A 21,030-nucleotide genomic window follows, 5' to 3' on the forward strand; every position below is an offset into this window, starting at 1 on the left:
CAAGATCACGTCATTCAAGGGCAAAATGTTCATTTTGGCAGGGGAGCGCCGAGGCGTGGCGGCGGCTGAAAGCTGGAAATTAAAGAAAACCGTCGTGCTGGTGGGCATGATGGGGGCGGGTAAAACTGCGGTTGGTAAGGCATTGGCAGCACAGCTTAATGTGCCTTTTTTGGATTCCGATGCTGAGATCGAATTGGCGGCGAATATGACCATCGCCGAGATTTTCGAGCGCGACGGTGAGGCGTTTTTCAGGGATCGAGAAACCGAAGTGCTGGATCGCTTGCTGGAAAATGAATGCGGCATCCTCTCGACCGGGGGCGGTGCGTTTCTGGCCGAAAGGAACCGGAAACTGATCACCGACAAGGGTGTTTCGGTCTGGTTGAACGCTGACCTTTCGCTATTATGGAACAGGGTAAAACATAAAGATACCAGGCCCTTGCTGCGTACACCTAATCCAAAAGAGACGCTGACGGAAATCTACAATCAGCGCGTGCCGGTCTATGCGATGTCTGATCTGAACGTCGCTGCAAAATCTTATTATACGATAGAAAACATGGCCGGGCAGGTGCTGAACGCCCTGACGACGCGGCCGGATGTGTTGGAGAAAGTGGCATGACGGAAACGGTTCATGTGGGATTGGGTGACCGGGCCTATGATATCCTGATTGGGACAGGGCTGCTGACCCGTTCCGGAGAGCTGATTTCGCCGCTTCTGAAGCGCCCGCATGTGGCGGTAATCAGCGACGAAAACGTGGCGCAATTGCATCTGTCAACGCTGCGGGAGGGGTTGGAAAAGGCGGGCATTTCCGTGTCGGCCCTGACGCTGCCGCCCGGTGAAACAACCAAGTCCTGGCCCCATTTCGAGCGGGCGGTGGAATGGCTACTATCGGAAAAGATCGAACGAAATGATGTGGTTATCGCCTTTGGTGGCGGTGTCATTGGCGATCTTGCGGGCTTTGCCGCTGCCGTCATGCGCCGGGGCGTGCGCTTTGTGCAAATCCCCACCAGCCTGCTGGCGCAGGTCGACAGCTCGGTCGGGGGTAAGACCGGTATCAACGCGCCGCAAGGCAAGAACCTGATCGGGGCGTTTCACCAGCCTTCGCTGGTGCTGGCGGATACGGATATTCTGGGCACGTTGACCGAACGGGATTATCTGGCAGGCTATGGCGAGGTCGTGAAATACGGATTACTGGGAGATTCCGAGTTTTTTCAATGGCTTGAAGAGAACGCTCCCAATGCGGCAGCGGGCGATATGGCGGCACGGATCAGGATCGTCAAACGCTCGGTCGAGATGAAGGCCGACATCGTTGTCAGGGACGAAAAAGAGAGCGGTGACAGGGCATTACTGAATTTGGGTCATACGTTCTGTCATGCTTTGGAGGCGGCCACGGGATACTCGGACAGGTTGCTGCATGGCGAGGGCGTGGCCATCGGGTGCGGGCTGGCTTTTGAGCTCTCGGCGCGGATGGGACTGTGTTCACAGGAGGATCCGAGCCGGGTCCGGGCGCACCTGCGCGATATGAAGATGAAGGTTGATCTATCTGATATTGAAGGAGATTTACCGGATTCCGATGCGCTGATCGAGCTGATGAAGCAGGACAAGAAGATGATGGGCGGTAAGCTGCATTTCGTGCTGGCACGTGGTATCGGTGAGGCGTTCGTGACCGCCGATGTGCCGCCAGAGGTGGTGAAATCGGTGCTGGAGGATGCCTTGAGCCAGCGCCGCTGAGCACCGCCATCAGAGTTGCAACTGTGTAAACTGTGTACGCGGATTGTGTAAACTCGGGCGCTTTGGCGTGCGGTGGGGCAGGACAATCGCAATCCCGGCGCGCGGTGGTTTCAGTTTTGCATGACCTTTGATCGCCATACCGGCTGGTAGGCGGTCCGTCAGTCTGGCGCTTTGCGGCGCATCGACACCTGGTCGATTAGATAGCGGTCGGATTGCTGGTTCGGACGCAGGGAGGCGCGCAGCCGAATGCGCGGGGCCGGGTATTCGTTATTGGGATCCTTCATCAGATACTGAAACGATCCAGTGGCGGTTTCGGTGACAAGTTTTTCACCATCCGGCAAAATCTCGACTTTGACGGGACCGGACACGCGCATTTCGAATGTCTGGTCCGGGAACATCAGCACCTGAAAGAAATGCGGGATGTTTTCGCTGACCGAACCAACGGCGATGCCATTATAGATAACATCGAGGTTCTGAATCGACAGGACCAGATGATCATTGGATGTGGCCGAGCTGTAAAAACCGAAATCCACCACGGTGCCGGCCTGGGCGCGCCCGATCCAGCCGACCGAGAGGTATTCATAATCGTTCAGGAAGTCGGTGCTTTTGAAATGCACCATTTCGCGGTTGATCGTGCTCTGGAAAGAGGGGCATTCAAGCGGGGCGGTGACGGTTTGCGGATCAAGCGCCAGATAGCGGTTGCTGACAACGGGCATGGTGCCCTGCACCTCAATCGCGCTTTCGGGGCTCAGCACCGGGCCGGGCTGGGCCGGGCAGATTATCTGGTAGATGTTGTCGCCGTCCACAAGGGCAATTTCATCCCCGGTCGGCTGGCCGGGCGGGGTGGGATCAGGGACGAACCCGGCGGGTTCACCGCTGAAATTGCTGAAAAAGATGTTTTCCGTGCAGGCGGTAAGCGCAAGGATCAGGGTGATACAGGCCGCGTGGCGGGCCGGTTTGGGGGTTCGAAATGTCATCTTCGGTCTATGGGCTTATGAAAATACACCCATAAGTATAGTCGAAAAGAGGAGATTCTCGAAATTCGGTCGTAAGGCGGGTCACTCCCGCGACGGTTTTTGCAGCAGCCAGCCAAAGAGCAGAACAGCGAGCACAGAGCCTATGATCTGCGCCACGATGAAGCCCGGCACGTCACCGGGGCGGATGCCTGCAAACGTGTCGCTGATGGCGCGGCCGATCGCGACGGCGGGGTTGGCAAAGGACGTGGACGCGGTGAACCAGTAGGCGGCGGTGATATAGAGGCCGACAAGCCACGGCACCGCCTCGGCGCGGAAGCGGACACCGGCAAGGATGGTACCGACGAGGCCAAAGGTTGCCACGATTTCGGCGATCCATTGCGGGCCGCCGGTGCGCGCGGTCTGGGAAATCTGGATCAGGTCAAGGTTGAACATGGCATGGGCGATGACGCTGCCCGCAAGCCCGCCCGCGATCTGGGCCAGCATGTAGGGGGCGACTTCGGTCACCGGGGCCTCGCGCCGCAGGGCGAAGGCGAGAGTTACCGCCGGGTTGAAATGTGCGCCCGAAATCGGCCCCAGGATGGTGATTAGCACCACGAGGATCGCGCCCGTGGGCAGGGTATTGCCCAGAAGCGCCAGCGCCACATCATCGGTCAGTTGGTCGGCCATGATGCCGGAGCCGACCACGGTGGCGACCAGCAGGGCGGTGCCGAGTGCTTCGGCGGTCAGGCGGCGGGGCAGGGTGTAGATCATTCCGGGCGTCTCTTGTGATTGTCGCGTTGCCTGCGTTGGTGTCGTCTTAATCGATGCAGGTCAATAACCGGTCGGCGTTTTCCGGGTTTTTGTCACATGGGTTTTACATGGTCGCCTTACGGTCGGGGCAGATGAAGCCGTGAGGAACGATGATGAGACGCTTGTTTTTTTGTTCGGTCGCGATTGGGGTGCAGCTTTCCGGCGGAACGCTATGGGCGGCCTGTAGTCAGAATGGCCAACTTGGCGGCGGCACCGTGATCTGTAGCGGCACGATCAGCGACAGTTACATGGCCGAGCATGCGAACATCACGGTGCGCATTGAACGTGGTGCGGTTCTGAAAGCGGGGCGCGATGACGCGGCAATCGAGTTCGAGGATGATCCGGGCACGCTGGAGATGAAAGGCGCGTTGCAGGCCGAGGGTGACGCTATCCGGGCGGGTGATGATTTCACGCTGGTCAACGAGGGCAGCATCAGCGCTGTCGGGGACGGTGTGAATATCAGCGGCAGAGACGATGCCAGCCTGACCAATACCGGCGTGATCAGGACCGGAGGCCGCGCGGTGCATATGGACGATGTCGAAGATGCCGGTGGCACCGGACATGTGCTGATGAACACGGGCCATATCATTTCGATCCGGAACGAGGCGGTTGAGGGCGGTAACGGCAACCGGGTCGTCAACGCCGCGGGTGCGCTGATCCAGGGCTATGACGACGCGCTGCAACTGGGCGAAAGCGCGGTGATCGAGAATCACGGGGTGATCCGCTCGGTCGGGATGCCGGGAGAGCCGCAGGATGCGATCGACCTTGATAGTGGCAGGATCGTCAACGGCGCCGGTGGGCAAATCATTTCGGATCTGGATGCGGCGATTGATTTTGACGCGAGCAGTATCGCATCGCTGATCGACAATGCCGGGGAGATCCGCGGCGTTACCGGGATCATGGTCGAGACCCATGCCTCTGCCGCCAATATCGCGGTGCAGGAGGTGATTAATCAAGCCGGAGGCGTGATCGCCGGGCGTGGCGGTGTGGCGCTGCTGCTGGGCGCGGGCGAGGATCGGTTGGTCAACCATGCGGGCGGCATCATCACCGGGTCGGTGCTGATGGGGGGCGATGCGGATCGGGTGGTGCTGGAGGGCAGCATTGCCGGGACTTTCGGCGGCAAGCGGGCCGTGATCGACGGCGGGGCCGGGGCCGATCACGTGGTGCTGAGCGCCTACAGTTTTGATCAGATCACCGATGTGGCGCTGATGCGGGACGGGTTTGTCCTGTCGCTGGATAACGGCACCGGCGCGGCTGACATCGCGCTGCGCAACTGGGAAAGCTTCGATCTTGCCGGGACGGTCTACAGCGCGCAGGAGATTGCCGCGCTGGCGCCGCAGCGTGCGCCACTGACGGCGGGACTGTTGCTGCTTGTCCTGGGGTTTGGCGGGATGGGGCTGATCCGGGGGCGACGTCACTTAGGTGCTGTCGCAACGGTCGCACGCGGGGCTTTGGCGCGCGCAACATTGGGGCTTCAGTCGGCCAGTCGGACTGGTGCGTGACGTATCCGGCGCGCGTTCAGATTGATCGGTGCGATCAGGTCTCTTGCGTCTTGTCTTTCAGGTGTTTGCGATAGCACCAGAGCCTATCACTATGGCGACCGACTGGACGGCGCCGCGTGCGTCGGTGGGAGCAGGTGTAGATCAAGGCACCTGACTTCTGCTATTGTCGTAGTGGCGAACCCGCACTTGGCCGAAGATATAGCAGGCTGACGACCTTTGGATTTTTGCTGTCGTTACAAAGATTTTTGCAAGAACGGTTCGTGTTTTATTCAAGTGATTTGGACCGGGAGGTCGGCAAATGAGAAACTTTCTAATTTTTACAATTGGTGTCGGAATACAGTTCTGGGGCGCGGCTGTGTTGGCGGAATGTGCCCCTGCGGCGCCGGGTACTGGTGGTGATCTTGCCTGTACGGGCATTGACGAGGATGGGTTTGAAAGCGAGGCAGGGAGCCTCAGCATTCTGATCGAGACCGGGGCGATCGTGAATTCCGCCTCGGACGGGCATGGCATGGATATTGCGCACAATTTCAACCTGCTGAGCAACCGGGGCACGGTGAATGCGGACCGCGACGGTGTGCGCGGTGGTCAGGGTCTGACGCTGATCAATGAAGGCGTGATCGCCGCCGGGGATGACGGTGTGGAAATCTCGGGCAAGGGAGCTGCGACGCTGACCAATAACGGGTCGATCCGGGCCGGCGACCGGGCCGTGGAGATGGATGACGACGATGGTGTGGGCGGTGCCGGCAACATGGTGGTGAACAATGGCCAGATCATTTCGGACGACGGAGAGGCCATCGAGGGAGGCGATTATGCCATCATCTTCAACAACCCCGGCGCTTTGATAAAAGGGTTTGATGATGCGATACAACTGGGCGAGAGCGCGCGTATTCTGAATTTTGGCACCATCCAGTCGGTGGGCAGGCCCGATGACCCGCAGGACGCGATTGATCTGGATAGCGGTTCGATCACCAATGGGGCGGGCGCGCAGATTATCTCGGATCTGGATGCGGCGATTGATTATGACGCAAGCGCGATGCCGTCCTATGTGGAAAATGCGGGTGAGATACGCGGCGTTAAGGGCATCATTGTCGAGCTTGGGCTGGATGATCCCGACAGCGCCAATGTCATGGCGCAGGTGATCGCCAATCTGCCCAGCGGAAAGATCATCGGAAGCGATGGCACCGCGTTGGTGCTGGGCGCGGGCGAGGACGTGCTGATCAACCGCGCGGGCGGTCAGATTAGCGGCTCGATCCAGATGGGGGAGGATGCGGATACCGTCGTGCTGGAGGGCAGCTATGCTGGCGATTTCGGCGGCATGTCGGCTGTCGTCGATGGCGGTGCGGGCGAGGATACGTTGCTGGTCAGGGCATATGAATTCAGCCAGATTACCAGCGTCACGAAGGCCGAAGATGTGATGACCTTGTCGCTGGATAACGGTGTGGGCGCGTTCAGGATCGCCTTGCAGGGCTGGGAGACCGTCACGTTAGGCGGCGTGGACCACACCATGCAGGAGATCGCGGAACTGGCAACGCCCTGACGGGCGTCACCGCGCCGCCAGAGATGTCAGTCGGCCAGCCGCACCAGCGCGTGACGTTTCTTGCCCGCGCTCAGCTTGATCGGTGAGGTCAGGTCGGCGGCGTTGATCATCAGCCCCGAATCGGTGAGCGGTGCATCATCGAGCCGCGCGCCGTTTTCGGCGATCAGACGCTTGGCCTCCTTGCCGGATTTCGCCAGCCCGGATTTCACGATCAGCTGCACGATGGAAATACCGTCGCCCAAATCGTCGGCGCTCATCTCGACCGTGGGCAGATCATCCCCCACGCCGCCTTTTTCAAAGACTTCGCGGGCGGTCGCCTCGGCCGCGCGGGCCGCATCAGCGCCGTGCAGCAGGGTTGTGACCTCGCCCGCGAGGATGATCTTGGCCTCGTTGATCTCGGAACCCGCCAGCGTGCCAAGACGTTCGCATTCCTCCAGCGGCAGTTCGGTATAGAGCTTGAGGAACCGGCCCGTGTCGGCATCGGTGGTGTTGCGCCAGAACTGCCAGAATTCGTAAGGCGAGAGCATGTCGGCATTGAGCCACATGGCGCCCCCCTGGCTTTTGCCCATCTTCTTGCCGTCCGAGGTGGTCAGCAGCGGCGAGGTGAGGCCAAAAACCTCTCCGTCAATCACCCGGCGGGTGAGGTCGATGCCGTTGACGATATTGCCCCATTGATCCGAGCCACCCATCTGCAAGCGGCAGCCGTAGCGGCGGTTCAGCTCCATGAAATCATAAGCCTGCAGGATCATGTAGTTGAATTCGAGAAAGCTGAGCGATTGTTCGCGGTCGAGCCGGGATTTCACTGATTCAAACGACAGCATCCGGTTGACCGAAAAATGCCGCCCGATGTCGCGCAGGAAATCAAGGTAGTTCAGATCGTCCAGCCATTCGGCGTTGTTGAGCATGATCGCGTCGGTCGGGCCATCGCCATAGGCGAGGTATTTGTCGAAGACCTGCTGCATGCCCGCGATGTTGCTGTCGATCTGATCCGGCGTCAGCAGCGGGCGTTCATCGGCGCGAAAGCTGGGATCGCCGACCTTGGTGGTGCCGCCGCCCATCAGGGTGATCGGCTTGTGCCCGGTCTTTTGCAGCCAGCGCAGCATCATGATGTTCAACAGATGACCCACATGCAGCGACCGGGCGGTGGCGTCGTAGCCAATATAGGTCGGCACGATGCCCGCGTTCAGGGCCTCGTCCAGCCCCTGATAATCGGTGCAGTCGGCCAGAAAGCCGCGACTGATCATGACATTCATGAAATCCGATTTGGGGTGGTAGGTCATATCGCTTGTCCAATGATGATTTGCGGGGCATGTATAGGGAGGGAATTGGCGAAGGAAAAGGCCATGTTGAAGGCTGGACGCATCTGGGCGTTGGGCGCGATGTCGGGCACGTCTCTGGACGGGGTCGACGCGGCGATGGTCGAGACCGATGGCGAGGCGATTTATGGCTTTGGCGACAGCAGCTATCGCGCCTATTCCCCCGACGAACAAAGCGTGTTGAAAGCGGCCCTCGGGCGTTGGCCCGGTGACGATGTGGCGGCGGCAACACGGATCGTGCAGCAGGCCCATGAAGAGGTTCTGTCGGGCTTTGATGGTGCGGAACTGGTCGGGTTTCACGGTCAGACCCTGGCGCATGAACCGGGTGGGCGCGGCACCCATCAGGTGGGCGATGGTGCGGCACTGGCGGCGGCGTTGAACTTGCCGGTGGTCTGGGATTTCCGCAGTGCCGACATGGAGTTGGGTGGCGAGGGCGCGCCGCTGGCCCCGTTCTTTCATTTCGCCTGTGCCCGCTGGATCGGGGCCGACGCGCCGCTGGCGTTTCTTAACCTTGGCGGTGTCGGCAACCTGACATGGGTGGATCCGCGCAAGGCCCGCCCCGAAGAGGATGGCGCGTTGCTGGCGTTCGATACTGGCCCGGCCAACGCACCGATCAATGATCTGATGATGACACGGCGCGGCGAGCCCTTTGACCGCGATGGTGCCTTGGCGCGGCAGGGCGAAGTTGTGCAGGGCGCTTTGGAGCTGTTTTTGCAGGAAGGCTATTTCACTCGGATGCCACCCAAATCCTTGGATCGCGACGCCTTTGCCGACATGATCGGGTTGGTGAATGAACTGAGTGATGCCGATGCGGTGGCCACCCTGACGGGTATGAGCGCGGCGGCGGTGCTGCGCGGGATGGAGCATTGCCCTGTGTCGCCCGGTCGTCTGCTGGTCACCGGTGGCGGGCGTCATAACCCAGTGCTGATGGAAATGCTGCGCGTCGCGCTGGATTGCCCGGTGGAGCCGGTTGAGGCGGTAGGTCTGAACGGGGACATGCTGGAGGCGCAGGCCTTTGCCCATCTGGCGGTGCGGGTGCGGCGCGGATTACCAACCTCGTGCCCCGGTACGACCGGCGTGCGTGCGGCGGTTTCGGGCGGCATATCAAGCCAGCCCGGCGAAGCGGAAAGGAGTGCGTGATGGTCAAGGTGGTTTTCGATGATGGGGCGGGCTGTGGTCATCGCCTGGGGATGATCGTGTTGAGCACCGATGAGACGCTGGAATACGAGGCCCGGCAGGTGCTGGACGGGCGATGTGTAAACCTGATGCACAGCCGGATTGAATCGCACCCGCAGGTCACCCCGGACACGCTGAAGGAAATGCGCGCGCGGATGCCCGAAGTGGCGCGTTTGCTGCCCGCGGGTCTGGATGCGATAGCTTATGGTTGCACCTCGGCCTCGGTGGTGATCGGGCCAGAAGTTGTCGCGCGGGAGGTGCAGAGCGTGCAGGCGGATGTCCCGGTGACCAATCCGATCAGCGCAGTGGTGACGGCGCTGGGCGCACTCAGGGCGCGTCGGATCGGTCTGGTGACACCATATGCGGCCGAAGTCGCAGCACCCATGCGGCAGTTCCTGTCGGGGCAGGGGATCGACACGCTGCATGAGATCAGTTTCGGCGAAGCGGAAGACCGCAAGGTGGCACGGATCGCGCAGCGCTCGACTCTGGCAGCGATGCTGGAGGTGGGGCGTGCCCAGGGGGTTGAGGCGGTGTTCGCCAGTTGCACTAATCTTGGCACGTTCGAGGTGATTGATCAGGCCGAGGATGAGCTGGGGATCCCGGTGATCAGCTCGAACCTGGCGCTGGTCTGGCATCTGCTGAAGCTGGCGGGTATCGAGGCGCGGGGCTGGGGCCCCGGGCGGTTGTTTCATCTCTGAGAGGGCATCATGACAGGCAAGGATCTGAAACCTGCGACCATCGCAGCCCGGGCTGCGGGTGCATCGGATAGCGGCAGTGCCGGTGTTGTGCCGGGGATACATCTGGCGACGACATATATGCGCGGACGCGACAATGCGCTGATCCGCGATGGCAATATGTATGGTCGCGATCAGAACGACACGGTGCGGCAGGCCGAAGAGGTGCTGCGCCAGCTTGAGGGGGCGGCCGCGACGTTGCTTTTCCCCAGTGGCATGGCGGCAGTTGCATCGCTTTTCAGAACGGTGCCCAACGGGGGCCGCGTGGTGGTGCAATCGGGCATCTATTGGGGCACCACTGGCTGGACCCGCGATTTCTGCGCCCGGCGTGGGATAACCCTGACCGAGGTGGATGCGTCTGATCCGCAGGCGTTTGAGGCAGCCTGCACCCAAGGCCCCGCTGATCTGATCTGGATCGAGGTGCCGTCGAACCCCTGGCTGAAGATGGTCGATATTGCCGCGGCGGCGTCGTTGGCCCGGGCGGCGGGGGCACTGCTGGCGGTGGATGCGACTGCCGCCACGCCTGTGTTGATGCGGCCCCTGGCGCTGGGCGCGGATTTCGTGATGCACTCGGCGACGAAGGCCATCAACGGCCATACGGATGTACTGGCGGGGGTTCTGTCCTGCGTCGATCAAGATCACGCTGCGTGGCAGGCAATTGCAACCGACCGCCATGATGCGGGTGCTATTCTGGGCCCGTTCGAGGCATGGCTGTTGATGCGCGGGATGCGGACGCTGCCGTTGCGGATGGAGCGGATGTGCACCAATGCGCAGGCCGTGGCCGAGTTTCTGAATGCGCACGCAGCGGTGGAGAGCGTCTTCTATCCCGGACTGCCGTCACATCCGGGTCATGAACTTGCGTTGCGGCAGATGGCCGGCGGGTACGGGTATCTGATGTCGGTTCTGATCCGTGGCGGTCGCATGGCTGCGCTGGACGTGGCCGGGAAGCTGACTCTCGCGCATCGTGCCACCTCATTGGGCGGGGTCGAAAGCCTTGTCGAGCACCGATACACGGTCGAACCTGATACGGGTATCCCGGAAAATCTGTTGCGGCTGTCGGTCGGGATCGAGGATGTGAATGATCTGATCGCCGATCTAGACCAGGCGCTGAACCCTTAACTGTTGTCAGATTGAGTGCGCTGTCGCGCACGTTGGGTCTCTCGTCGTCCGCCTCCGGCCTCCTCCTCGGGCCGCCCGTGGCCGATGTGTCACCCTGCAAATTCCGGCAGCATGGCTTTGCAACGGTGCGGATCCGGATCAGGCTTCACCTTGGCAGAAATACTCCGGGGTCTGGGGTGGAACCCCCGGGGCCTGCATGGCCTGAATGCAATACTCAAATGGGTGAGCGGCAGCGAACGCCGCTAGGAAACAGCCGGTTCGGCGGGTGCGCCTCTCCAGATCCAGCCACCGCCAAGGATGCGGCTGCCACCGGTCTCATAGAAGACGCAGGCCTGGCCGGGGCTGATGCCTTCCTCGGGGGTCAGCAATTCGACCTCGGCCTCGGTGTCGCTGAGCGGGCGGATGATGGCTGCGCGTGGGGGGCGGGTGGAGCGCACCTTGACCGACACATGCCATTCGTCCTGGCTGGTGAGGGGGGGCGAGCCCAGCCAGTTGATCTCGCGCACCGGAACGGTTCGGGTGGCCAACAGTTCTTTCGGGCCGACCACGACCTGTTTCTTGTCCACATCCAGTTTGACCACGTAAAGCGGATCGGCAAGCCCGCCGATGCCCAGCCCGCGCCGCTGGCCGATCGTGTAGTGGATCACCCCGGTATGGGTGCCCAGCACGCGGCCATCTGTATCGACGATCTCGCCGGGTTCCGCAGCACCTGGACGGAGTTTTTCGATCACGCTGGCGTAGTTGCCGTTCGGCACGAAGCAGATGTCCTGGCTGTCGGGCTTGTCAGCGACGCTCAGCCCGTATTTCGCCGCCAGCTCGCGCGTTGCCGCCTTGGAGGGCAGGTGGCCCAGTGGGAAGCGTAGATAGGCCAGCTGCTCCGGCGTGGTGGAGAAGAGGAAATAGCTTTGGTCGCGGGCGGCATCGGCAGCGCAATGTAGTTCGGGGCCGCTCGTGCCTTCTTTGCGTTGGATATAATGCCCGGTCGCCATGCAATCCGCCTCAAGATCGCGGGCGGTTTCCAGGAGGTCCTTGAACTTCACCCGTTCGTTGCAGCGGATGCAGGGCACCGGGGTGGCGCCGGCCAGGTAGCTGTCGGCAAATTCGTCGATCACCGCGTCTTTGAAGATGTTTTCATAATCCAGCACGTAATGCGGAAAGCCCATATCTTCGGCCACGCGGCGGGCATCATGGATGTCGACGCCTGCGCAGCACGCGCCCTTCTTGGCCAGCGCCGCGCCGTGATCGTAAAGCTGTAGCGTCACGCCGACCACGTCATAGCCTTCCTCGGCCAGTTGCGCCGCCACGACCGAGCTGTCGACGCCGCCCGACATGGCGACAACGACCCGCGTTTCGGCGGGGGGCTTGGCAAAGCCGAGCGAATTCAGAGGGTGGTCAAGGGGCATTTGATGGCTCCGGGTGATTTCCTGCGGAATATAGGAAAATCCTAACTACTCTCAAGGCCGCGTTTCACCGCGTGTTAAGGGGCTGGGTGCAGATTGGGCTCGTTCAGAAGAGGTGAGAGTGATGTATCTGAAAAAAGTCGATGGACCAAGGGCCGTGACCCTGCCGGACGGGCAGGTCATAACCCAGGCTGATCTGCCGCCGGCAAACACGCGCCGTTGGGTGGCGTCGCGCAAGCTGGCCGTGGTGCGGGGGGTTGCCTATGGGCTGATCACCCAATCCGATGCGCTGGCGCGTTACGGGCTGAGTCGCGAGGAATTCAATGAGTGGATTTCCGCCGTAAACGCACATGGTGAAAAGGGTTTGAAGGTCACATCTTTGAAAAGTTATAGACAACCTTAAGTAGAATTCGCATTATGTTCTGCATCGGTAACCTGTGGTTAACCAATTTTGGCCAGTGTCTGGTGAGACAACCAAGATTTAACGGAGAGAACATATGCGCGTGCTTTTGGTCGAAGATGATCCGACAACCTCGAAAAGCATCGAGCTGATGCTGACTCATGCCAACCTGAACGTCTACACGACGGATCTGGGCGAAGAAGGCATCGATCTGGCAAAGCTCTATGATTACGATCTCATTCTTCTTGACCTCGGGCTGCCGGATATGAACGGCCATGACGTGCTGCGGCAATTGCGGCTGGCACGGATCGAAACGCCGATCCTGATCCTCAGCGGTGCCGATGACACCGAAAGCAAGATCAAGGGGTTCGGGTTCGGCGCCGATGATTATCTGACCAAACCGTTCCACCGCGAGGAGTTGGTGGCACGTATCCATGCGATCATCCGGCGGTCGAAGGGCCATTCGCAATCGGTGATCAAGACCGGCAAGATCAATGTCAATCTGGATGCCAAGACGGTGGATGTGGACAACAAGACCGTGCATCTGACCGGCAAGGAATATCAGATGCTGGAGCTTCTGAGCCTGCGCAAGGGCACGACGCTGACCAAGGAGATGTTCCTGAACCATCTATATGGTGGCATGGACGAGCCGGAATTGAAAATCATCGACGTTTTCATCTGCAAGCTGCGCAAGAAGTTGAGCGAGGCGACAGATGGCGACAATTACATCGAAACGGTATGGGGGCGGGGCTATGTGCTGCGTGATCCGGAACCAAGCGAGATGGACGATCAACGCGTTGCGGTAGGAGCCTGAGCAGAGCGCGCGACCTGCGCAGGATAGCCAGGTCGTGTCGCATAAAGGAATGACCGAGAGAGCCGGGGGCATATGCGTCAAAGCATGGCTCCCGGTTTTCGTTTGGGGCATGCGGGGTGTACCTGTGCCATTGTCTTTTCTGGCCGAGACCTGACATCGCAACTAGGAAAAACAGAAGGTGTGAATTGTTGCGGGGCTTGTCACGGTCGAAGCTGCGTCTGTCTTTCGTGAATGCTCCGGGTAAGCTGGCGCCGATTGGCCGAGAAGAAAATGCTCAGCTCTGAACGGGCTCGCTTGATCTTTGGATCCTGGAGGTCGCGGGCAACCGACAGCGGCGCCATTTGTGAATGCGGCGCGTATTCTAACGAAAGCGCCCCCGTGGATTGCCAGCAAAACACGAGAGATTTCCGCCATAGGCCGGGCTCGACAAAGGTCGGCGGGCATCGACCTGCCGGGCAAAGCGGGCAGTAAGCGGGTGGTTTGGAAAACGTCTGGAAAACAATTCGAACCAGGCAGCGGTTTCATCATTGTGACGCGAGAGGTGCAGAAACTTGTCGCCGTGGCTGGCTGAACCAGTGTGTTTTGCCACGACGGTGTTGTCTTCAAGTCCCCGGACCAGAAATTCGAAAGCGTCAAAGATATCGGCCCCGCCCTGTTTGGTTTTATAGAGATTATAGCCGTGGCGCTCGCCGATCTCGGCGGTCATGACCAGATACCCGACGATCTGATTCTGTTTGCGCAACGCCCGGTCGCCACCCGATCCGATCTTCTTTTTCGGGATCACGTCGTTTTCATTGCTGCCATCGCTGCGCGAGGCGCGTAGCCCTTCCTTGAAATGCGAAATCCCTTTGTTGAGCCATTTCTTGTTGCCGGAAACCGCCCCCCACAGCATGAAGGTCGTACCGCGGTGCAGCGTGGTGTGGTTGGCATCTTTGTTGTCACAGTAATCCGACATCTCGCAGCCGCCCTTGTCGGTGGATTTGACCACCGATTCCAGCCAGGAACGGATCGCCGCATCCTCGTCGGCAGAAAGGTGATTTGTCTGGCGCAGCAGGTCATACCCCATGAAGGTCGGTTTCAGGGCAAGCCGCAGGTTGAAGAGCGGGTCGACATATCGGAACCGATCCGGATCGGGGATGATCCGCGAAAAAGACCGCGCCTTTGCGGAGGTCAGCATCCAGCCCCTTAAACCGTCAAGATAACGGGGATCGCCGGTGTTCAGCCACCCCGCGATCATGCGGTCGACAAAGCGCACCTCGGTCTGGAACGGATTGGGCTGGTTCAGAATGGTGTATTTGGTACCATGCCCGGTCACATTCACGGGTGATGCACGCAACGAACCCGGCCCGCTGACAGGACATAGCCTGCTTTTTGCACTGCCGATTGCGGAGAGCTCCTTGCGGCGGGTTTTGAAATCAATCCAGCCGATAGAAGTGTAGCCATCCGCGCCCTTTGCGCGCTGGACGGATGTTTCATCCACTTGGCATCCGGTCAGGGCCAATGCGACCGCAAAGGTTAGCGAGCTGCAACCTCTGGTAGCGCGAATTTTCCGGTAAATGAGATTAGCCAGGGTGGCCGGTCTTGATGCGAACGCGGGATGTTGCGGCGAAGATGCTGATTTTCCAATTGGTGCCATCTGTTTTTTTACCCCCTGAAACCCGGCCTCTTTGTGCCTTGGGTCAAAAATGCAAAAGCCGTAAAATTTTTGTTTTTACCTTTGTACCCTTTGGTTCGTGGATCGAGTCAAGCAAGTTACGAAATCCGTGGCGGCCTGCCTTGTCCACTCGCGACTGGACCGCAGCGGCGCTGCGGCCTATCACTTTCGCCTATGCAGGGGGTGGTGATTTGCCCCGGATCAGGATCGGGGGATGACTTGGACGACATAATTGCTGTTGATACCCTGAGCGAGGATCAGGCGCGGGACGAGTTGGCACGGCTGGCGGCCCTGTTGGGGGATGCGAACCGTGCTTATCATAGCAAGGACGCCCCGGAGATCTCGGACGCTGACTATGACGCGATGAAGCAGCGCAATGCGGCGATCGAGGCGCGGTTCCCGGCACTGAAACGCGATGACAGCCCCAGCGAACAGGTGGGTGCGACCCCATCGGACGGCTTTGCCAAGGTCACCCATGCGGTGCGGATGCTGAGCCTGGGCAATGCCTTTGACGATGAGGATATCACCGAGTTCGACACGCGTATCCGCAAGTATCTGGGCCTAGAGGCAGCAGCGCCGTTGACCTACACGGCTGAACCCAAGATCGACGGGTTGAGCCTGAGCCTGCGCTATGAGCAGGGCATTCTGGTGCAGGCCGCGACGCGCGGTGATGGCAGCGTCGGCGAGAATGTCACCGCCAATGCGCGCACGATTGATGACATCCCCGAGCGGATCAGTGAGGCGCCCGAGGTTCTGGAGGTGCGTGGCGAAGTGTATATGAGCCACGCGGATTTTGAGGATCTGAACGCGCGCCAGGGTGAGAGGGGCGGCAAGATATTTGCCAATCCGCGCAATGCCGCCGCCGGATCGCTGCGCCAGCTTGATTCGACGATTACCCGGGATCGACCCCTGAGGTTCTTTGCCTATGCCTGGGGAGATCTGAGCGCACCGCTGGCCGATACCCAGAAAGGCGCGATTGACCGTCTGGCCAAGATGGGATTTTCGACCAACCAGCTGACCGCGCTTTGTGATGGCCCGAACGAGATGCTGGCGCATTACCGCGAGATCGAGCAGAAACGCGCGACGCTGGGCTATGACATCGACGGTGTGGTCTACAAGGTCAACGATCTGGCGTTGCAGGGGCGGCTGGGGTTCCGGTCGACCACGCCGCGCTGGGCGATTGCGCATAAATTTCCGGCCGAGCTGGCCTGGACCCGGCTGGAGGCGATCGACATTCAGGTGGGCCGCACCGGCGCGCTGAGCCCGGTGGCGCGGCTGACGCCGGTGACGGTGGGCGGCGTCGTGGTCAGCAATGCGACGCTGCATAATGAGGATTACATCAAGGGCCTTGATAGCAAGGGCAATCAGATCCGCGGCGGCAAGGAGATTTATGTCGGCGACTGGGTGCAGGTTTACCGCGCGGGCGACGTGATCCCGAAAGTGGCGGATGTGGACCTGGCCAAGCGGCCGGACGGCGCAACGCCCTATGAATACCCGACGATCTGCCCGGAATGCGGATCAGAGGCGATCCGCGAAGAAGGCGATGCCGTGCGGCGCTGCACCGGCGGACTGATCTGCCCCGCGCAGGCGGTGGAAAAGCTCAAGCATTTCGTCAGCCGGGCGGCGTTTGACATTGAGGGGCTGGGGGCCAAGCAGGTCGAACAGTTTTACCGCGATGGTTGGATCGCGGAGCCGGCGGATATCTTCACCCTGCGGGATCGCTATGGCAGCGGCATGCAGCAGTTGAAGAACCGCGAGGGTTGGGGTGAGAAAAGCGCCACGAACCTGTTCGAGGCGATTGACGAAAAACGCAACATCCCGTTTGGCCGGTTGCTGTTCGCGTTGGGCATCCGCCATGTCGGCGAGGCTGCCAGCAACATGATCGCGCGGGTCTATGGGGCGTGGGATGAATTCACTGGCGCGATGGACGGGGCCGCGGATTTCGACGGCGCGGAATGGGAGCGTCTGCTGGGCATCGACGGTGTTGGCGAGGTGATGGCGCGATCACTGGTCACGGCCTTTGCGCAGGAACACGAACGCGCGGGCATCGACCGGCTGACGGCGCATCTGAACGTGGAAGAGGTGGAACAACCCGACACCGAGGGCAGCCCGGTGGCGGGCAAGACCGTCGTGTTTACTGGCAGCCTGGAAAAGATGACGCGCGCCGAGGCCAAGGCGCGGGCCGAGGCGCTGGGGGCCAAGGTTTCGGGCTCTGTCAGCGCCAAGACCGACCTGGTGGTCGCCGGACCGGGGGCGGGATCGAAAGCCAAGAAAGCCGCCGACCTGGGCGTCGAGACCATTGATGAGGATGGCTGGCTGGCCCTCATAGGTGACGCATGAGCGGGCGGCCCGAGATTCTGTTTCCGCTTTTTGCGGGGCTGGAAACGCTGGCGGGCGTGGGGCCGAAATCGGTGCAGAATCTTGCGGCAATTGATGTCGCACGACCGCGTGATTTGATCTTTACGTTGCCGCATTCAGGTGTGGACCGACGCAAGCGGGAAACGGTGCAGGGGGCCGATCTGCCCGGTGTGGTCACGGTTGAGGTGACGGTGGGCGATCACCGGGCGCCATCGCGCCGGGGCGGGGCATACCGGGTCGAGGCGACGGATGCGGCAACCACGTTTCAGATCGTGTTCTTCCATGCGCGCGATGATTACCTGCGGAAAATCCTGCCCAACGGCGCAAAGCGGGTGGTTTCGGGCAAGGTTGAGCTCTTTGACGGGGTGGCGCAGATGGTGCACCCGGATCATGTGCTGGAACCGGATGAGGCGGGTGAGATACCCGATTTTGAGCCGGTCTATCCGCTGACCGCAGGCGTGACGCAGAAGATGATGGGCAAGGCGGTAGCGTCGGCGCTGACCCGCGTGCCGGACCTGGCCGAATGGATCGACCCGGCACAGAAGGCGCAGGCGGGCTGGCCGGATTGGAAGGCGGCGGTTGAGATCGCCCATGCGCCTGAAAACATGGGTGATCTGTCGGCGGCGCATCCCGCGCGCGAACGGCTGGCCTATGACGAGTTCATGGCGCATCAGGTGACGCTGGCGCTGGCGCGATCAAAACTGCGTCGTGCCAAGGGGCGTCAGACGGTGGGCACCGGCGCATTGCAGGCCAAGGTGTTGGAGGCGCTGCCGTATACGCTGACCGGCGCCCAGACCCGTGCGATTGCCGAAGTTGCCGCCGATATGGCCTTGGCCACCCGGATGAACCGACTGTTGCAGGGTGATGTGGGTGCTGGCAAGACGCTGGTCGCACTCAAGGCGTTGTTGATCGCGGTCGAAGCGGGCGGGCAAGGGGTGATGATGGCCCCCACCGGCATTCTGGCGCAACAGCATCTGGAAGGGTTGCGGCCGCTGACCGATGCGGCGGGTGTGGTTATCGAAATCCTGACCGGGCGCGATAAGGGAGCAGAGCGGCGCGCCAAGCTTGAAGCGCTGGCCAGAGGCGATATTCAGATCCTTGTCGGCACCCATGCTGTGTTTCAGAAGGACGTCGAATTTGCCGATTTGCGTCTGGCCATCGTGGATGAGCAGCATCGGTTCGGGGTGCATCAACGGATGGAACTGGGCAAAAAAGGCGCGCAGGCGGATGTGCTGGTGATGACGGCAACGCCGATCCCGCGCAGTCTGGCGTTGGCACAGTATGGCGACATGGATGTGAGCGTGCTGGATGAAAAGCCCCCGGGGCGTAAACCGATCAAGACCGCGCTGGTGAATATGGGCCGGATGGACGAGGTGGTAGACCATTTGCGCAAGGCGGTGGCCGAGGGGCGGCAAGCCTATTGGGTCTGCCCATTGGTCGATGAAAGCGAAAGCGTGGACCTGTCCAGTGCTGAAGAACGGTTCAAACGGCTGCGTGCGGCGCTTGGCGAGGGGGTTGTCGGGCTGGTCCACGGACAGATGCCGCCCGACCAGAAAGACGCGGCGATGAAGGCATTCCAATGCGGCGAAACCAACGTGTTGGTGGCCACCACGGTAATCGAGGTTGGGGTGGATGTGCCCAACGCGTCGATCATGGTGATTGAACGCGCCGAAAGTTTCGGGCTGGCACAGTTGCATCAGCTGCGCGGACGCGTTGGCCGGGGCGAGGCGCAATCGACCTGTCTGATGATGTATCAGGCACCGCTGAGCGAAGGGGGCGAGCGGCGGTTGACCACGATGCGCGATACTGAAGACGGGTTCAAAATCTCGGAGGTTGATCTGGAAATGCGCGGTGCGGGGGATTTGATCGGCACAGCACAATCCGGTCTGCCAAAATTCCGCGTGGCGGATATGGAGGCTCAGGCGGCGCTGATGGCAGTGGCGCAGACTGACGCGCGCAAACTATTGCATGATGATCCAGACCTGACGGGCGCGCGCGGGCAGGCGACCCGGGTGCTTTTGTGGCTGATGGAACAGGATCAGGCGATTCGGCTGATCGGTGTCGGCTGATCCGGCCAGTTACGACCGTTGGCCTGTTAACTTGAGGCTTCAGTGAGGCATTGATGTTCCATCGGTTTTTCAAGGGCTTATCCATTGAATTTACCATTTGTTCACCAATGTTCTTAAAAAGTTCTTTACAAACCATTTCCAAAATGAGAACAAAGAGGCAACAAGAAGACAAGTAGGAGCCCGCCATGATCCGCCAACTCAAGACCGCTGCCATCCGTTCCAGCAACACTCTGCTCGGTGATGCGATGGGGGCCGCGGCGTTGATGGTGATGCTGGTCGGCGCGCTCTACCTGCCTGGATTGACCTGATTAACAAGTTTCTGCCTGCGACGTTCCGTTCCTGACCAACCCGCCGCATCTACCTGTCCCCAACAACGATGCGATGCGACTGACAAACTGCCTGTCCTCATGTCCCCCGGGGCTTACCTCATCCCCCCGATGGTGTGTCAGGACCACCGGAACCCGCATTCCCTAGCCGCCGCCGTTCTTGCCGGAACGTGCGGCGGTTTTTTTGTTGCGACAGAGTTGAAGAGCCTCTGAAAAACCTTTCTTGTGAAGAGCAGGCCAGGGAGGTTTCGCGCGATGCATGATCACGATCATTCCGAAGCTGGGCATTCACATATCCCGAAGAACGAGCGTGCCATCGCGATTGCGGCGATACTGACGGGCACATTCATGTTTGCCGAAGTGGTCGGTGGGGTGATCTCGGGCTCATTGGCGCTGATCGCCGATGCCGGGCACATGCTGACGGATTTTGCCTCGCTCCTGTTGGCATGGTTTGCCTTTCGGTTGGCGCGACGGCCAGCGGACTGGAAACGGACCTATGGGTATGACCGGTTTTCCGTGCTGGCGGCCTTTGTGAACGGTTTGTCGCTGTTCGTGATTGCGGTCTGGATCATGTTTGAAGCGGTCGAGCGACTGACGGATCCGGTCGAGGTGTTGGGCGGGTTGATGCTGTGGGTCGCCCTTGGCGGGCTGTTGGTCAACATTTTGGCGTTTTGGGTGCTGACGCGTGCCGAAAGCGAGAACCTGAACGTGCGCGCCGCGGCATTGCATGTGGCGGGTGATCTGCTGGGATCGGTGGCGGCGATTGCAGCATCGCTGGTGATCATATTCACCGGCTGGACCCCGATCGACCCTATCCTATCGGTTTTTGTCGTGCTGATCATCCTGCGTTCCGCGTGGCAGGTGGTGCGCGAAAGTGGCCATATTCTGCTGGAAGGTGCGCCCAAATCCTTTGACCGGCGCGAGGTAACCGAGGTACTGACCCGCGACGTTCCCGGTGTTGCAGGCGTCGATCACATCCACGCCTGGCAGGTGACGCAGGAACGGCCCATGGTAACGATGGAGATTGTCGTGGTGGATGGGCACGCCCCTGCCAAGGTGAAGAATGCCGTCAAGGCGATGTTGCACGATCGGTTCGGGATCGACCACGCGACAGTTGAGGTGACCTGAGCG

At 60.6% G+C, this 21,030-nt stretch carries 18 protein-coding genes; 13 read left to right on the top strand and 5 right to left on the bottom strand.

Annotation, left to right across the window (positions count from 1 at the left end; all coding sequences use genetic code 11):
* Window positions 1-25: 25 nt before the first annotated feature.
* Together Q1B27_RS01545 and aroB are read left to right on the top strand one after the other, a co-directional pair.
* Window positions 26-616: a shikimate kinase gene (locus tag Q1B27_RS01545; RefSeq protein WP_299842595.1), complete on the top strand. Its 591-nt coding sequence runs from the start codon at window positions 26-28 to the stop codon at window positions 614-616.
* Complete coding sequence (gene aroB / locus Q1B27_RS01550) at window positions 613-1,728, top strand: 3-dehydroquinate synthase (protein WP_299842599.1); 1,116 nt, start codon at window positions 613-615, stop codon at window positions 1,726-1,728. Before Q1B27_RS01545 ends, aroB begins: the two co-directional genes overlap by 4 nt.
* 158 nt (window positions 1,729-1,886) lie before the next feature.
* Here aroB and Q1B27_RS01555 read toward each other — a convergent pair whose 3' ends face one another.
* Both Q1B27_RS01555 and Q1B27_RS01560 read right to left on the bottom strand, forming a co-directional pair.
* Window positions 1,887-2,705, bottom strand: coding sequence for a hypothetical protein (locus Q1B27_RS01555; protein ID WP_299842602.1), 819 nt, complete (start codon window positions 2,703-2,705; stop codon window positions 1,887-1,889).
* An 81-nt stretch (window positions 2,706-2,786) separates the two neighbouring features.
* Entirely contained in the window at window positions 2,787-3,455 is a 669-nt protein-coding gene (locus Q1B27_RS01560; protein ID WP_299842605.1) for an MIP/aquaporin family protein, read from the bottom strand.
* A 152-nt stretch (window positions 3,456-3,607) separates the two neighbouring features.
* Here Q1B27_RS01560 and Q1B27_RS01565 point away from each other — a divergent pair, with 152 nt between their 5' ends.
* Both Q1B27_RS01565 and Q1B27_RS01570 read left to right on the top strand, forming a co-directional pair.
* Complete coding sequence (locus Q1B27_RS01565) at window positions 3,608-4,996, top strand: hypothetical protein (protein ID WP_299842608.1); 1,389 nt, start codon at window positions 3,608-3,610, stop codon at window positions 4,994-4,996.
* 298 nt (window positions 4,997-5,294) lie between these two features.
* The gene (locus Q1B27_RS01570; RefSeq protein ID WP_299842610.1) at window positions 5,295-6,533 is read left to right on the top strand and encodes a hypothetical protein; all 1,239 of its coding nucleotides are present in this window, start codon (window positions 5,295-5,297) and stop codon (window positions 6,531-6,533) included.
* A gap of 26 nt (window positions 6,534-6,559) precedes the next feature.
* On the opposite strand, the gene tyrS is transcribed toward Q1B27_RS01570, so the two are convergent.
* A complete protein-coding gene (gene tyrS, locus Q1B27_RS01575; RefSeq protein WP_299842613.1) occupies window positions 6,560-7,813 on the bottom strand; it encodes a tyrosine--tRNA ligase in 1,254 nt (417 codons plus the stop codon).
* A gap of 63 nt (window positions 7,814-7,876) precedes the next feature.
* Here tyrS and Q1B27_RS01580 point away from each other — a divergent pair, with 63 nt between their 5' ends.
* From Q1B27_RS01580 to Q1B27_RS01590, 3 genes are read left to right on the top strand one after another with little or no spacing between them, the layout of a single operon-like run.
* Complete coding sequence (locus tag Q1B27_RS01580; protein WP_299842616.1) at window positions 7,877-8,989, top strand: anhydro-N-acetylmuramic acid kinase; 1,113 nt, start codon at window positions 7,877-7,879, stop codon at window positions 8,987-8,989.
* Entirely contained in the window at window positions 8,989-9,723 is a 735-nt protein-coding gene (locus Q1B27_RS01585; protein WP_299842619.1) for an aspartate/glutamate racemase family protein, read from the top strand. The genes Q1B27_RS01580 and Q1B27_RS01585 overlap by 1 nt, the downstream gene beginning before the upstream one ends.
* 9 nt (window positions 9,724-9,732) lie before the next feature.
* Window positions 9,733-10,878 carry an aminotransferase class I/II-fold pyridoxal phosphate-dependent enzyme gene (locus Q1B27_RS01590; RefSeq protein ID WP_299842622.1) on the top strand — a complete coding sequence of 382 codons (1,146 nt, stop codon included), beginning with the start codon at window positions 9,733-9,735 and terminating at the stop codon, window positions 10,876-10,878.
* Between the two features lie 242 nt (window positions 10,879-11,120).
* On the opposite strand, the gene mnmA is transcribed toward Q1B27_RS01590, so the two are convergent.
* A complete protein-coding gene (gene mnmA / locus Q1B27_RS01595) occupies window positions 11,121-12,281 on the bottom strand; it encodes a tRNA 2-thiouridine(34) synthase MnmA (RefSeq protein ID WP_299842625.1) in 1,161 nt (386 codons plus the stop codon).
* A gap of 121 nt (window positions 12,282-12,402) precedes the next feature.
* Here mnmA and Q1B27_RS01600 point away from each other — a divergent pair, with 121 nt between their 5' ends.
* Window positions 12,403-12,681 (top strand): DUF1153 domain-containing protein, encoded by a 279-nt coding sequence (locus Q1B27_RS01600; RefSeq protein ID WP_299842628.1) that lies wholly within the window; start codon window positions 12,403-12,405, stop codon window positions 12,679-12,681.
* 94 nt (window positions 12,682-12,775) lie between these two features.
* Entirely contained in the window at window positions 12,776-13,492 is a 717-nt protein-coding gene (gene ctrA / locus Q1B27_RS01605; RefSeq protein WP_299842631.1) for a response regulator transcription factor CtrA, read from the top strand.
* Window positions 13,493-13,853: 361 nt separating this feature from the next.
* Here the strand turns inward: ctrA and Q1B27_RS01610 are convergent, their stop codons facing one another.
* Window positions 13,854-14,972, bottom strand: coding sequence for an alginate lyase family protein (locus tag Q1B27_RS01610; protein ID WP_299842634.1), 1,119 nt, complete (start codon window positions 14,970-14,972; stop codon window positions 13,854-13,856).
* A 348-nt stretch (window positions 14,973-15,320) separates the two neighbouring features.
* Between Q1B27_RS01610 and ligA the strand changes: the two genes are divergently transcribed.
* The 4 genes from ligA (at window position 15,321) to Q1B27_RS01630 (ending at window position 21,027) form a co-directional block, all read left to right on the top strand.
* Window positions 15,321-17,486 (top strand): NAD-dependent DNA ligase LigA, encoded by a 2,166-nt coding sequence (gene ligA / locus Q1B27_RS01615; RefSeq protein WP_299842635.1) that lies wholly within the window; start codon window positions 15,321-15,323, stop codon window positions 17,484-17,486.
* Window positions 17,483-19,573: an ATP-dependent DNA helicase RecG gene (gene recG / locus Q1B27_RS01620; RefSeq protein ID WP_299842638.1), complete on the top strand. Its 2,091-nt coding sequence runs from the start codon at window positions 17,483-17,485 to the stop codon at window positions 19,571-19,573. Before ligA ends, recG begins: the two co-directional genes overlap by 4 nt.
* A 185-nt stretch (window positions 19,574-19,758) precedes the next feature.
* The gene (locus Q1B27_RS01625) at window positions 19,759-19,881 is read left to right on the top strand and encodes a hypothetical protein (protein WP_299842641.1); all 123 of its coding nucleotides are present in this window, start codon (window positions 19,759-19,761) and stop codon (window positions 19,879-19,881) included.
* Window positions 19,882-20,154: 273 nt separating this feature from the next.
* The gene (locus tag Q1B27_RS01630) at window positions 20,155-21,027 is read left to right on the top strand and encodes a cation diffusion facilitator family transporter (protein ID WP_299842644.1); all 873 of its coding nucleotides are present in this window, start codon (window positions 20,155-20,157) and stop codon (window positions 21,025-21,027) included.
* Window positions 21,028-21,030: the final 3 nt, after the last annotated feature.

The sequence above is a fragment of the uncultured Roseovarius sp. genome, assembly GCF_947489715.1.
GTDB lineage: Bacteria > Pseudomonadota > Alphaproteobacteria > Rhodobacterales > Rhodobacteraceae > Roseovarius.